Source organism: Mesorhizobium sp. B4-1-1 (assembly GCF_006439375.1).
Classification (GTDB): Bacteria; Pseudomonadota; Alphaproteobacteria; order Rhizobiales; family Rhizobiaceae; genus Mesorhizobium.
In genome coordinates this window covers 147995-161034 of the sequence record NZ_VFTH01000002.1, presented here as the reverse complement: position 1 = coordinate 161034, position 13040 = coordinate 147995, and the positions used below count along the sequence as shown (strand labels likewise).

At 64.8% G+C, this 13040-nt stretch carries 12 protein-coding genes and 1 tRNA gene; 7 read left to right on the top strand and 6 right to left on the bottom strand.

Features of this window, described 5'->3' with window-relative positions:
- Positions 1-4: 4 nt before the first annotated feature.
- Positions 5-436, top strand: coding sequence for a DNA mismatch endonuclease Vsr (gene vsr, locus FJW10_RS03585; RefSeq protein WP_015319259.1), 432 nt, complete (start codon positions 5-7; stop codon positions 434-436).
- A gap of 140 nt (positions 437-576) precedes the next feature.
- Here vsr and FJW10_RS03580 read toward each other — a convergent pair.
- A tRNA-Gly gene (locus FJW10_RS03580) sits at positions 577-650 on the bottom strand.
- Between the two features lie 136 nt (positions 651-786).
- Here FJW10_RS03580 and FJW10_RS03575 point away from each other — a divergent pair.
- Complete coding sequence (locus tag FJW10_RS03575; protein ID WP_246674098.1) at positions 787-1056, top strand: DUF6460 domain-containing protein; 270 nt, start codon at positions 787-789, stop codon at positions 1054-1056.
- A 12-nt stretch (positions 1057-1068) separates the two neighbouring features.
- Here the strand turns inward: FJW10_RS03575 and FJW10_RS03570 are convergent, their stop codons facing one another.
- A complete protein-coding gene (locus tag FJW10_RS03570; RefSeq protein WP_140898442.1) occupies positions 1069-1971 on the bottom strand; it encodes a histone deacetylase in 903 nt (300 codons plus the stop codon).
- Positions 1972-2151: 180 nt separating this feature from the next.
- Between FJW10_RS03570 and FJW10_RS03565 the strand changes: the two genes are divergently transcribed.
- Positions 2152-3483, top strand: coding sequence for an MATE family efflux transporter (locus FJW10_RS03565; RefSeq protein WP_140898441.1), 1332 nt, complete (start codon positions 2152-2154; stop codon positions 3481-3483).
- A gap of 38 nt (positions 3484-3521) precedes the next feature.
- Here FJW10_RS03565 and FJW10_RS03560 read toward each other — a convergent pair whose 3' ends face one another.
- From FJW10_RS03560 to FJW10_RS03550, 3 genes are read right to left on the bottom strand one after another with little or no spacing between them, the layout of a single operon-like run.
- Positions 3522-4484 carry a cysteine synthase family protein gene (locus FJW10_RS03560; protein WP_140898439.1) on the bottom strand — a complete coding sequence of 321 codons (963 nt, stop codon included), beginning with the start codon at positions 4482-4484 and terminating at the stop codon, positions 3522-3524.
- Positions 4485-4512: 28 nt separating this feature from the next.
- Entirely contained in the window at positions 4513-5607 is a 1095-nt protein-coding gene (locus FJW10_RS03555) for a quinone-dependent dihydroorotate dehydrogenase (protein WP_140898437.1), read from the bottom strand.
- The gene (locus tag FJW10_RS03550) at positions 5604-5951 is read right to left on the bottom strand and encodes a DUF952 domain-containing protein (RefSeq protein ID WP_140898435.1); all 348 of its coding nucleotides are present in this window, start codon (positions 5949-5951) and stop codon (positions 5604-5606) included. Before FJW10_RS03550 ends, FJW10_RS03555 begins: the two co-directional genes overlap by 4 nt.
- 111 nt (positions 5952-6062) lie before the next feature.
- On the opposite strand from FJW10_RS03550, the gene FJW10_RS03545 reads away from it, so the two are divergent.
- Together FJW10_RS03545 and FJW10_RS03540 are read left to right on the top strand one after the other, a co-directional pair.
- Complete coding sequence (locus FJW10_RS03545; RefSeq protein WP_140647389.1) at positions 6063-6497, top strand: hypothetical protein; 435 nt, start codon at positions 6063-6065, stop codon at positions 6495-6497.
- Positions 6498-6634: 137 nt separating this feature from the next.
- Entirely contained in the window at positions 6635-7294 is a 660-nt protein-coding gene (locus FJW10_RS03540; RefSeq protein ID WP_140898785.1) for a response regulator transcription factor, read from the top strand.
- On the opposite strand, the gene FJW10_RS03535 is transcribed toward FJW10_RS03540, so the two are convergent.
- On the bottom strand, positions 7295-10780 hold the full coding sequence (locus tag FJW10_RS03535; protein WP_140898433.1) for a PAS-domain containing protein: 3486 nt from the start codon (positions 10778-10780) through the stop codon (positions 7295-7297).
- Positions 10781-11009: 229 nt separating this feature from the next.
- Between FJW10_RS03535 and mscL the strand changes: the two genes are divergently transcribed.
- Together mscL and FJW10_RS03525 are read left to right on the top strand one after the other, a co-directional pair.
- Positions 11010-11432 (top strand): large conductance mechanosensitive channel protein MscL, encoded by a 423-nt coding sequence (mscL, locus tag FJW10_RS03530; RefSeq protein WP_140898431.1) that lies wholly within the window; start codon positions 11010-11012, stop codon positions 11430-11432.
- Between the two features lie 111 nt (positions 11433-11543).
- Positions 11544-12710 (top strand): pyridoxal phosphate-dependent aminotransferase, encoded by a 1167-nt coding sequence (locus FJW10_RS03525; protein WP_140898429.1) that lies wholly within the window; start codon positions 11544-11546, stop codon positions 12708-12710.
- Positions 12711-13040: the final 330 nt, after the last annotated feature.

The following is a 13040-nucleotide window of genomic DNA, read 5'->3' as shown; positions in this document are numbered from 1 at the left end:
AGCGGTGGCCGACTTCCTTTCCCCAGAGCAACGCTCGGAACGGATGTCGCGCATCCGGTCGAAGGATACGTCGCCGGAACTGGCACTGAGGCGGGCGCTCCATGCACTTGGCTTGCGGTTCCGTGTGCATTATCGGCGCCTGCCAGGGAAGCCGGACATCGCCCTCCCGAGATTCAAGACCGTCATTTTGGTACACGGCTGCTTCTGGCATCGCCATGCTGGATGCAAGATCGCGTCGACGCCGAAGAGCAAGACGCCATTCTGGCAGGAGAAGTTCGACCGCAATGTCCAGCGCGACCAGCGAAACACTGCGGCCATCGAGGAGCTTGGCTGGAAAGTGATCGTCGCCTGGGAGTGCGAACTGGGATCCCAGCGAAAGGCGGAGGAGGTTGCTCGGCGCGTTGCGTCGGAGATCGGCCAAAGGCGCCCAGCCTAGCCGGCGCCGTTCGGTCCGCGCTTTGGCCGATTTATCTGCGACAGCGTACAGAAAATTGCAGAATCAGCCTAAAAGCACGCCGCGATCACGGGTCCAACCTTCTGCGACGGAGTCCACACTTCTATGTCGTCCGACAAAGCTGGAGCGGGTAGCGGGAATCGAACCCGCGCGTTCAGCTTGGGAAGCTGACAAGCTACCATTACATCATACCCGCGCGAGCCCTCGTTACCATGATGGCGGGGCCTCAAGCAATCGGCAAAGCGGAGCCGGCGGCGGTACTGCTTGATGGTGGCCTGTCGAGTGCATATCTCTGATGTCGCGCTGCCGAATCGGGCGGCTCGAACCGGAGAATGGCCTTGTCCGCAATGACGCGCTTTCTTGGCGACACGCCGCTCAGGGTGTTCCTGAAGCTGCTGGTGGTCTCCTTCCTCGTCGGTCTCGTCATGCATGCCTTCGGCTGGTCGCCGATGGACGTCTTCTATGGCATCCGCCAATTCTTCGTCGATCTGTGGAATCTCGGCTTCCACGCCATCGACCGCTTCCTGGGCTATATCCTGCTCGGCGCGGCGATCGTGGTGCCCGTGTTCATCCTGCTCAGGATCGCCAGCTACAGGAAATAGCTCGGCGCAGCATCACGCATATCGGGAGGCGACCTCGAACAGGATGGCGTGCCGTGCGGCCAGCGCCGGCACGTCGGTCGAGTAGCCGCCGCCGATGACGCCGCAAAACGGCACGCCCTGTTTACGGAAATGGCCGATGACCATGTCTTCGCGAGCGCTGAGGCCATCGTCGCTCAGTGCCAGCCGACCGAGCCTGTCCTCGGCATGGACATCCACGCCGGCATTGCAGAAGACGAGGTCCCAGCGCCTTTGCCCGGATAGATCCGGCAGGATGGCGGCGAGCCGCTCGAGATAAGCGCCGTCGCCGGTGCCGTCCGGCAAGGCGACGTCGAGGTCCGAGGCGATCTTGCGCACAGGGTAATTGCGCTCGCCATGCATGGAAAAGGTGAAGGCGCGAGGCTCGTCCTTCAGGATGTCGGCGGTGCCGTCGCCCTGATGCACGTCGAGGTCGACAACCAGCACATTTTCGACGGCGCCTTCGGCCAGCAGCGCCAGCGAGGCGACGGCGACATCGTTGAAGGTGCAGAAGCCGGCGCCTTGCGCGCGCCTGGCATGATGGCTGCCGCCGGCCGCGTTGCAGGCGATGCCGTGTCTCAGCGCCAGCCTGGCGGCCAGCACCGTGCCCGCGGTGGCAAGCTGCGCCCTCAGCGACACGCGCGGACCGACCGGAAAGCCGATCTCGCGCTCTATTGTCTCCGGCACCTGGCAGGCGATTACCTGGTCGACATACTCGGCCGCGTGCGCGAGCTTCAGCCGTGCGGCGGGCGCCGGTTCCGGCATCGAGAGCGCGCCCGGTGCGGCCAGCCCGCGCATATGCAAGGCTTCCATCAAAAGCGGATATTTGCTCATCGGAAAGCGGTGGTTGACGGCGAAGCCGGCGTCATAGTCGGGGTGATGGACGATCTGCAGCGGCATGGATCGGGAGGCCTGCGCCAGCTCTGGGCAATTCCAGGAAAAAAGTGAAACGGTTTTCCGTCCGGAATTGCGTAAGGCCAGCGGAAAATTCGGTTGGCAGTTCGGCGGATGGTGGTTGCGTGGCGCCGGCAAACTGAGGCACATCGGGTTCACGATCAAGCCGCAATCAGCCAGGCAGCAATGGACGCAACCCAAGCCAGCGCCAGATCCTTCGCGGTCACCAACCGCTCGGTGCTGGCGATCGCCGTGCCGATGACACTTGCCTATCTGACGACGCCTCTGCTCGGCATCGTCGACACGGCGGTGGTCGGCCAGTTCGGCGACGCGGCCTTGCTTGGCGGCCTGGCGGCGGGATCGCTGGTCTTCGACGTCGTCTTCACCACGTTTAATTTCCTGCGCTCCGGCACCACCGGCCTCGTCGCCCAGGCGTTCGGGCGCGGCGATTCGCTGGAGGAACAGGCGGTGCTGTGGCGCGCCGTGCTGATCGCGGTCGTCGCGGGCGTCATACTTGCCGCCCTTTCGCCGCTCTTTGCCGTCGCCGGCCAATGGTTCATGGGCGCCGAGCCGCGCGTCAGCGCGGCGATGTCGGTCTACATTCGCATCAGGCTGCTGGCAGCGCCTTTCTCGCTCATCAACTACGCCATACTCGGCTACGTGCTGGGGCGCGGCGAAGGCGGGCTCGGGCTGATGCTGCAGGCGGTGCTCAACGGCATCAACATCGCGCTCTGCTTCCTGCTCGGCCTCGAGCTTGGCTGGGGCGTCGCCGGCGTCGCCTGGGCGACCGTCACCGGCGAGTTCCTGGCCATGCTGCTTGGCCTTGCCATCGTGCTCAACCGTTTCCGCAAGCTGGAGCGGCCGTCACGCCGCCGCATCCTCGACCTCCCGGCCTACCGGCGCATGCTGTCGCTCAACCGCGACATCATGATCCGCTCCTTCTCGCTGCTTGCCGCCTTCGCGCTGTTCACCAGGCAGGGCGCGCAATTCGGCACAGTGACGCTCGCCGCCAACGCCGTGTTGATGAACTTCTTCCTCATCGCCGGCTATTTCCTCGACGGTTTCGCCACCGCCGCGGAGCAGCTGGCCGGTCGCGCCATCGGCGCGCATGCGCCGGCCCCGTTCCGGCAGGCCGTCCGGCTGACGCTGATCTGGGGCTTTTGTCTCGCCGGCATCGCCACGCTCATCCTGTTGACCGCCGGCACCAGTCTGGTGGCACTGGTGACGACGTCTCCAGAAGTCCGCGCGGTCGCCGACACCTATCTGCCCTGGGCGGCCTTCACGGCGCTGAGCGGCGTGCTGGCCTTCCAGATGGACGGCGTCTTCATCGGCGCTACCTGGTCACGCGACATGCGCAACATGATGCTCTTGTCGTTCCTCGTCTTCAGCGCCGCGCTCATCACCCTGGCCCCGGCCTTCGGCAATAACGGCCTATGGGCATCGCTGCATGTCTTCCTGCTGGTGCGGGGAGTGAGTTTGCTTGCGGTGCTCAGGCTCAGGGTACGCACGGCATTTTAGTGCCGATTGTTTCAGCTCGGGCTAAGTGCCGGCGTTTCTCAGCTCCAGAGATCGGTCGAGAGGTACTTCAGGCCGGAGTCGCAAATCACGACAGCGATCGTCTTGCCTGATTGATCGCCGCGCAGGAGACGTAGCGCGGCGGCCACATTCGCTCCCGAGGAGAAGCCGCCGAAGATACCTTCGCTGCGCGCGAGCAGGCGCGTGGCCTCGCGTGCTTCATCGCCGGAAATCTGAAGATAACCGTCGACGGGCGCGTTGTTCAGAAATGCCAGGTCCGGCATGGCGTAGCCGCCGCCTTGAATGGGATGTTCGGGCTGGGTGACCGTCTCTCCCGCGGCTGCCGCGGCGCCCTTCGGCTCGACGATGAAGCACTTGATCAGAGGGTTGCGTTCCTTCAGCGCCCTTGCCACCCCGGCATATGTGCCGCCCGAGCCGATGAAGTCGACGAATGCATCGACGGCGCCATGGCTGGCGTCCCAGATTTCCGGCCCGGTTCCGTGATAATGCGCAAGCCAGTTCCCGTCGCGATGGAACTGGTCGGCGCGGTACGCGCCACGTTCCGCCGCAACCGCTTTGGCGGCCTGCTCGACGAGCGCGAGATCGCCACCCGAGACCTGCCCCGGCACCGACCCCGGCAGCTGGTCCGCGAGGATGACTTCCGCGCCGAGCGCCGTCATCATGCGTGCACGCTCCTCGGAGTTGCCCTTCGACATCACGGCGACGAAGGGGTAACCCCTGACGGCGCAAATGATGGCGAGCCCAGTGCCCATGTTTCCGGAGGTAAGCTCGACCACCGTTTGACCCGGCTTGATGGCGCCGGATCTCTCGGCCTCCTCGATTATTCCAAGTGCCGCACGGTCCTTCTTGGAAAAGCCTGGATTGAGATATTCCAGCTTGGCGAGGATTGCGCCGTCGACGCCCGCCCGCGCCGTCAGCCTGTCGAGCCGGACCAATGGCGTTCCACCGATCGAGTCAACGACGGAGTCCAGAATTTCGGCCATCGTTTGCCCTTCTGATTGGCGGGAACTCTCAGAGTTGTTCGGACCATCTTGCGCAGCCGGTGTCGCGCAGCTCTCCGATGGATTTGAGGTGTTCCCTCTCCGCAAAGCGCGCCATGCCGGCAACGATGCGCCCCGGCAGCGCCGGGCCGGCATAGATCATGCCGGTGTAGAGCTGGACGAGGTCGGCGCCGGCGCGGATCTTTTCCAATGCGGCCTCGGTGGAATCGACGCCGCCGACACCGATAATGGCCATGTCGGGTCCGAGCAGCTTGCGCATGCGAGCCAGCACAGCGGTGGAACGCCCGAACAGCGGCTTGCCCGAAAGGCCGCCGGCTTCACCGGCCGCGGTCGCGCTCCGCAACCCGGTCCGCGCCAGCGTCGTGTTGGAGACGATGACGCCATCGATTTTCTTCTCGGCGACCTCGGCGGCGATGTCTTCGAGTTCCGCCTCGACGAGATCCGGCGCGATCTTGAGGAAAACCGGCGGCTGCGCCGACGCGGCCGCACGCGCGGCCATCACCCGCGACAGCAATTCGCCGAGCTGCTCGCGCGCCTGCATGTTGCGAAGGCCTGGCGTGTTGGGCGAGGAGATGTTGACCGTCAGGTAGGAGGCATGTTGCGCGAAGCGGGCGACGCCGCGCTCATAGTCGGCGATGCGGTCGGCGCTGTCCTTGTTGGCGCCGATGTTGACGCCGACGATACCTGGACGGCCCTTGCGCGCGGCAAGCCGTTTTTCGGCCGCCGCATGGCCTTCATTGTTGAAGCCCAGCCGGTTGATCACCGCTTCGTCCGCCGTCAGCCGGAAGATGCGCGGCTTCGGATTGCCGGGTTGCGGCAGCGGCGTGATGGTGCCGACCTCGGCGAAGCCGAAGCCAAGCTCCAGCAGCGCGTCCGGCACTTCGGCGTTCTTGTCGTAGCCGGCGGCCATGCCGAGCGGATTGGGGAAGTCAAGGCCGCAGAGGCTGACTTTCAGCCGCGCGTCACGCGTCGGCAGCCGCGCGCCGCGTGGCGAGGTCCCGCCAACCGGAAGCCCGCAGCGCAGCGCCGCGATCGACAGGCCGTGCGCGGTTTCCGGATCGAAGGAGAAAAGCAGTTTCTGGCCGATCCGGTCGAGCACGCTCATTCGCCCTCCAGCGCGGGGAATTCGTGACCGCCGGCGCCGTGCGGCAGCGGTTTCACCCAGAGAACGGCATCGAGAGCGAGCGCGGCGTAGAGATGCGGGAACAAGGCTCCGCCGCGCGACACCTCGTATTTCAGCGCATCCCCCAGTTTGGCCCCGTCGATGGCGATCAGCAGCAGGTCCGTCTGTCCGGCGAAATGCTTGGCCGCCGTCTCGCGCAGCTGACCGGTGGTGGAGAAATGGATGAAGCCGTCGGCGATGTCGATCGGCGCGCCGGTGAAGCGCCCGTTCCTCTCGGCTTCGCGCCAAAGCGCCTCGGGCGCGATCTTGTAGATAATCTGAGACATTGTCGCGCTATAGTCCGAACCGAAGGTAGGGGGAAGGCTCGAGCTCGACTCTTCCCCATTTCCGGCGCAAACCTGTGATATGCCGCCTTCACTGGCTCATGGAGGAACAACATGCGTCTGCAGCACATCCTGATCCCCGCGGCGCTTTGCTCGCTGGTTGCCGCTTCCGCCTATTCCGAGGAGACCGACCACTACCGCTTGGAGAAGTCCGCCGACGGTTATGTCCGCATGGACACCCGAACCGGCGCCATGTCGATCTGCGAGGAGCGCTCCGGCCAGCTCGTCTGCAAGATGGCCGCCGACGAGCGCGCCGCCTACCAGGACGAGATCGACCGGCTGGACAATTCGGTCAAGGCGCTCGACGCGCGCGTCGCCAAGCTCGAGAATTCGCTCTCCGCCCGGCTGGAATCCAACCTGCCCAGTCAGGAGGATTTCAACAAGTCGCTGGGCTACATGGAGCAGTTCTTCCGGACCTTCAAGGACATCGTCAAGGACATGGACAAGGACGATGGTGACGGCGGCACCAAGCTGAATCAGAAGACCTGAACCGGGGGCGCGGCCGAGCCGTCCTGGGGAAAACCCCGAGTGCGGCCTTTGCCGCTTGAAAACGCGCCGCGTCGCCGCATAATCATTCCGGTCCCCGCAAGAAGCACACAACGATGATGGGATCGGGGGAGGAATATTTGCCGTCGGGCCACACTTTCGTCATTGCCGACGACCATCCGCTTTTTCGCGGCGCGCTGAAGGAGGCGCTGGCCGGCATCGGCGACGTCGCCGCCATCCATGAGGCTGGGGATTTCGAAAGCGCCAAGGCGCTGGTGGTTGCCAACGAGGATGTCGACATGGTGCTGCTCGACCTGTCGATGCCGGGCGCCAGCGGCCTGTCCGGCCTGATCTCCCTGCGCGGCATCCATCCGGCGGTGCCGCTGGTGGTGGTATCGGCGCATGACGATCCCGTCACCATCCGCCGCGCGCTCGATCTCGGCGCATCCGGCTTCATCTCCAAATCGGCGAGCATGGAAGAGATACGCGCCGCCGTGCAGGCGGTGCTTGCCGGCGATATCGCGGCACCCACGGGCATCGAGCTCGGCGTCGAGCGCGATCCCGAAATCTCCGACCTGATCAAGCGGCTGCAGGCGCTGACGCCGCAGCAGACGCGGGTGCTCGGCATGCTGGCGGAAGGCCTGCTCAACAAGCAGATCGCCTATGAGCTCGGCGTTTCCGAAGCCACCATCAAGGCGCATGTCTCGGCCATCCTGCAGAAGCTCGGCGTCGACAGCCGCACCCAGGCTGTCATCCAGCTTTCGAAGATCGGCGGCGACCCGCTGCAGCCGGTCGGCTGATCATTCCGCCGCCGGCGCCAGCGGCCTGACACGCGCCATCATCGAGCGCAGCACCGCCGGCTTCAGCGGCTTGTTGACGACCGGAATGTCGAGCCGGTCGGCAGCCGAGCGCACCTCGCTGGAGCGGTCGGCGGTGACCAGCACGCAGGCAAGGTCCCGTCCGTAGGCGGCGCGCAGTGTGGCGATCGCATCGAGCCCGGTGCCGCCGTCGAGATGATAGTCGGCAAGCACCAGGTCAGGCTTCGGCGCGCCGGGGTCCAGCAGATCGCCTAATCCCGAAGCCGTCTCGACATGGCATCCCCAGCCTTCGAGCAGCAGCCGCATGCCGTCGAGGATGCGCGCGTCATTGTCGATGCACAGCACATTGAGCCCGGCAAGCGTCGAGGCGGAGCGGGCCGGCGCTTTGCCGGCCTCGCGCGGCGGCGCGGCGACCGCCGCGACAGGCAGGATGACGGAAAAGCGCGTGCCCCTGCCGGGGTTGGAGTAGATGCGGATCTCGAGCCTCAGCACCCTGGCGATACGGTCGACGATGGAGAGCCCCAGGCCAAGGCCTTCGGCCTCGCGCACGCCCTCGTCGAGGCGCGTGAACTCGTGGAAGACCGTGTTGAGCTTGTCGCCGGCAATGCCGATGCCGGTGTCGATCACCTGGATCTCGGCCAGTTCGCCGCGTCGCCGCACTCCAACCAGGATGCGGCCCTGGCGCGTGTATTTGATGGCGTTGGAGACGAGGTTCTGGATCAGCCGGCGCAGCAGGTTGCGGTCGGTCATGACGCCGAGCGAGGATGGGATGATCGTGAGTTCGAGCTTCTTTTCAGCGGCAAGCGGGCGGAAATCATTGCCGATCTGGCCGAGCAATCCGCCGAGGTTGAAGGCGGCGTTCTCGGGCTTCATGGCGCCGGCGTCGAGCCGCGAGATGTCGAGCACGGCGCCGAGGATGGTCTCGACCGATTCCAGCGAGGATTCGATATTGATCGCGGCCTTGCCGGCCGGTCCCTTGCCCGCCTTTTCGATCAGCGACGAGCAATAGAGCCGGGCGGCGTTGAGCGGCTGCAGGATGTCGTGACCGGCGGCGGCCAGGAAGCGTGTCTTGCCGAGATTGGCTTCCTCGGCCAGCATCTGCGCCTGCGCCAGCTCCTCGTTGACGCGCGTGAGCTCGATGGTGCGGGTCTTGACCCGCTGCTCCAGTGATTCATTGGCCCGCTTCAGCGCCAGGTCTTGCTCGACGCGGCCGGAAATGTCGGCATAGGTGGCGACGATGCCGCCGTCGGGCATCGGGTTGGAGCGCAGCTCCAGGATGCGGCCGCTGGTCTTCAGCTCCATCTGCCATGGGCCGGCGAAACTGGTCAGCCGGTTGAGCGTCGTCACGCGCTGGTCGGCGGGGATATCGCCGCGCTCGGCGAGATGGCGCAGGATCCGGTCGAGCGAGACGCCGACCTGGCCCATCTCGTCCGGCAGGTCGAACAGCAGCCGGTATTGCCTGTTCCAGCAGATCAACCGGAAATCGCGATCGAAGACGGTGATGCCTTGCTCCATCTGGTCGAGCGCGATCTGAAGCAAGTCGCGATTGTGCTGCAGCGCCTCGGTGGCGTCGTCGAGCAGCTTGAAGGCGTCCTTGGAGTCGCGGTCGTTGCGGCGGAAGAGCAGCGACAGGATCAGCCGCGCCGAGGAAGAGCCGACGGCGCTCGCCAGCAGCTGCTCCGAGAAGCGGATGACATCCATGCTGGCCTGTTCGGTACCGTGCAGGGAGACTTTCGCGTCCCTTTCGAAGGATTGGAACGAGCGCTCCGTGCGCTCGACGCCGAGATAGCGCGAGATCGTATCCTTCAGGTCGTTGACGGTGACGGCAGTGCGGAAGCGTCTGAGGCTCGGCATCGGGCTGGCCTCGCGCGGCACGAAGATCGCCGCCTGGATGCGCTCCAGCGGCACGGATGCGCGGGACAGGGAGCCGAGGACAAAAAACAGCGCGTTGACAGAGAGGCTCCACAGCACGCCATGGTTCAGCGGCTCGCCGACGGTGCCGAACAGCGCCTGCGGCCTCAGTGCCTCGAAGCCGAACAGGCCGTGGACGACGATGTCGGTAGAGGGACCGACGAGCGAGGGGAGCAGCAGCGTGTAACCCCAGACGGCAATGCCGGCGACCATGCCGAGCGCGGCGCCCCGGCCATTGGCGCGGCGCCAGATCAGGCCGCCGATCAGCGCCGGCGCGAATTGCGCGATCGCGGCAAACGACATCAGCCCGATCGACGACAGCCGCGCGCTGTTGGTGCTCTCGCGATAGTAGAGGAAGGCGATGAACAGCATGATGAAGATCGAGGCGCGACGCACATTGAGGATGAGCGTCGACCAGTCCTCGTTCTCCGAGGAGCTGGTCTTGAGCACGCGGCGCACGAACAGGGGGATGACGAGATCGTTGGAGATCATGATCGACAGCGCGACGCTCTCGACGATCACCATGGCGGTCGCCGCCGACAGGCCGCCGACGAAGGCGGCCATCGCCAGCAGGTCATGCCCGCTGAGCAGCGGCAGCGACAGCACGTAAAGGTCGCTGCTGGTCCTGGCGCCGACCAGCGACAGCCCGGCAAAGGCGATCGGCAGCACGAAGAGGTTGATCGCCACGAGATAGAGCGGGAACACCCAGGTCGCCGTGCGCAGCTCCGCCTCGCTGCGGTTCTCTACGATGGTGACGTAGAACTGCCGCGGCAGCATCAGCACGGCAAAGCCGCTCAGGCCGGTCAGCACCAGCCAGGTGGCCAAAGAGGTGCTGTAGCTCATGGCCTGGCGCACCTGGCCGTTTCCGGCGAGCTTGGCGAACATGTCGCCGGGCCCGCCGAAGATCAGGAACGTCACCATCAGGCCGATAGCTATGAATGCGGCGAGCTTGACCACGGTCTCGACCGCTACCGCGAGCACCAGGCCGTCCTGATGTTCGGTAGCGTCGGCATGGCGGGTGCCGAACAGCACCGCGAACAGCGCCAAAAGCATCGCGACCACGAGCGAGATGTCGCTGACGAACGGATCGAAGGAGGGCGGCGAGCCGGTATAGTGCTCGACCATCAGGCTGACGGAGCCCGAAATCGCCTTCAACTGCAGCGCGATATAGGGCACCGCGCCGATGGTCGCGATCAGCGTCGCGATCGCCGCGACGGTGAAGCTCTTGCCGTAGCGGGCGCCGAGGAAGTCGGCGATCGAGGTGATCTTCTCGCTTTTTGCCAGCCGGATCATGCGGCTGAGCAGCGGGAAGCCGAACACGAAGACCAGCACCGGGCCTGTATAGATGCCGAGGAATTCGAGGCCGCGCTCGGAGGAAAGGCCGACCGAGCCGAAAAAGGTCCAGGACGTGCAATAGATGGCGAGGCTGAGCGCATAGATGAAAGGCCGTGCCCGGCCCAGGCCGATGGTTGCCGCACGCCGGTCGCCGACGCTGGCGATGGCAAAAAGCAGCGTCACATAGGCGATCGCGATGATGACGACGAACCATCCTAACACGGTCCGCACTTCCTCCCTGTCCGGTTCCTACAACGCAATCACAGCTCCAACCGTGAGTCCATCGCGGCTTTTGGCGCATATGTGCTTGATGACGCGGCGTAAACACAAACCGGTGCTTTCGCCTTTTTTCCGGTTTTGCGACCGGGGGTTTTTGTTATTGTGGGCCCGGGCCGGCGCCGAAGGACACTGGTGAGGCGGCAGCGCGGCCTGTTACGGCAAGGAGGGACGAATGCTGAAAGAATTCCAGGAATTCATCTCCAAGGGCAATGTGATGGACTTGGCCGTCGGTGTCATCATCGGCGCTGCATTCGGCAAGATCGTCGATTCATTGGTCAACGACATCATCATGCCGATCGTCGGCGCGATCTTCGGCGGGCTGGACTTTAACAATTACTTCTTCGGGCTGTCCTCGAACGTCCATTCGAGCGCGCTGGCCGATGCCAAGAAAGAGGGCGCCGTCTTTGCCTATGGCAGCTTCATCACGGTCGTGCTGAACTTCCTGATCCTTGCCTTTATTATCTTCCTGATGGTCAAGGCCGTGAACAATATGCGCAAGCGTCTGGAGCGCGAAAAGCCCGCCCCTGCCGCTGCCCCGCCGCCGGCCGACGTGCAGCTTCTGACCGAAATCCGCGACCTGCTAGCCAAGAGATAACGCAACGCGCGCACTTCTGGACCAAAACCCCGGTCGCCTGCGGCCGGGGCTTTCTGTTTGCCGCTGTCGTAAAAGGGGCTAGCAGTCACGAAAAACCGGACGGATTCTTGCATGACCCTGATCCAGACCTTGCGCACCGAAGCCCGCGCTGCGCCCGAAAGCGGCATCGTCGCCGTCGTCAATCACGGCCGCCTGCGCGAAGGCCTGATCCCGCTCTGGGCCGGTGAGGGCGATCTGCCGACGCCGGCCTTCATCAGCGATGCCGCCGCCAAAGGACTGGCGGACGGCGAGACGTTCTACACTTGGCAGAAGGGCATTCCCGCGCTCAGGCAGGCGCTCGCCCGCTACTACGCGAGGCACTTCGGCAGGACCTTCGCCGAGGAAGAGTTCATCGTCACCGGATCCGGCATGCATGCCATCCAACTGGCCATCGACGCGATCGCCGGCAGCGGCGACGAGGTGATCTATCTCTCGCCCGCCTGGCCGAATTTCGCCGCGGCCGCCGGCGTGGCGGGCGCCGTGCCGGTGCCGGTCACCCTCGACCAGTCCGGCAATGGCTGGTCCTGCGACGTCGACAAGATCGCCTCCGCGATCACGCCGCGCACGAAGCTGTTGTTCATCAACACGCCGTCCAACCCGACCGGCTGGACCGCCGACAAGGAGACGCTCCAGGCTATCCTCGATCTCGCCCGCCAAAAGGGCCTGTGGATCATTGCCGACGAGATCTATTCGTTGTTCCACTACGGCCATGGCCGCGCGCCGTCTTTCCTTGACGTGGCCACGCTCGACGACCGCATCCTGTTCGTCAACAGTTTCTCCAAGAACTGGGCGATGACCGGCTGGCGCGTCGGCTGGATCAAGACCCATCCCGCCTTGCAGCAGGTGTTCGAAAACCTGATCCAGTACTCGACCTCGGGCGTCGCCCAATTCATGCAGCGCGGCGCGGTCGCAGCCCTTGACGAGGGCGACGGCTTCATCACCGAACAGGTGGAGCGCGCGCGTGCCGCCCGCGATCTCGTCTGCGGCATTCTGGGCGAAACCGGCAAGGCGCGTTTCACCGTGCCGCAGGGCGCCTTTTACCTGTTCTTCAGGGTCGACGGCCTCACCGATGCCCGAAAAGCCGCCTTCGACATCGTCGACAACGCCAATGTCGGCGTGGCGCCCGGCACCGCCTTCGGCTCCGGTGGCGAGGCCTTCCTCCGACTATGCTTCCACCGTCGCCTCGATCAGCTCGAGGAAGCGGCGCATCGCCTGGCGAGGTGGATGAAGACGGTGTGAGGTCGCAGTCGGCGGGAAGTGTTTGTTTGCGAACCCTTTTTCTGCACCGCTTCGTTCTTGGGCAGACGTGACGGCATGGATTCCAGGGTCTGCGCGCGTCGCTTCGCTCCTTGCTTCGCCCTGGAATGACGACGGAAGGACGGCCTCGGACAATCTCCAACGTTTGCGATTGTCGGTTGGCAAAATGGACGTCGTCATCCTAGGGCGAAGCAGTCGCGAAGCGACGTCGCGGAGACCCTAGGATCCATGCCGTGACTTAGGAGCGGCGCAGCGTTGGAGAACGAGAAACAGTGATAAGCGGAGCGCGGCCAGCGCTCCGACAGCTGCAAG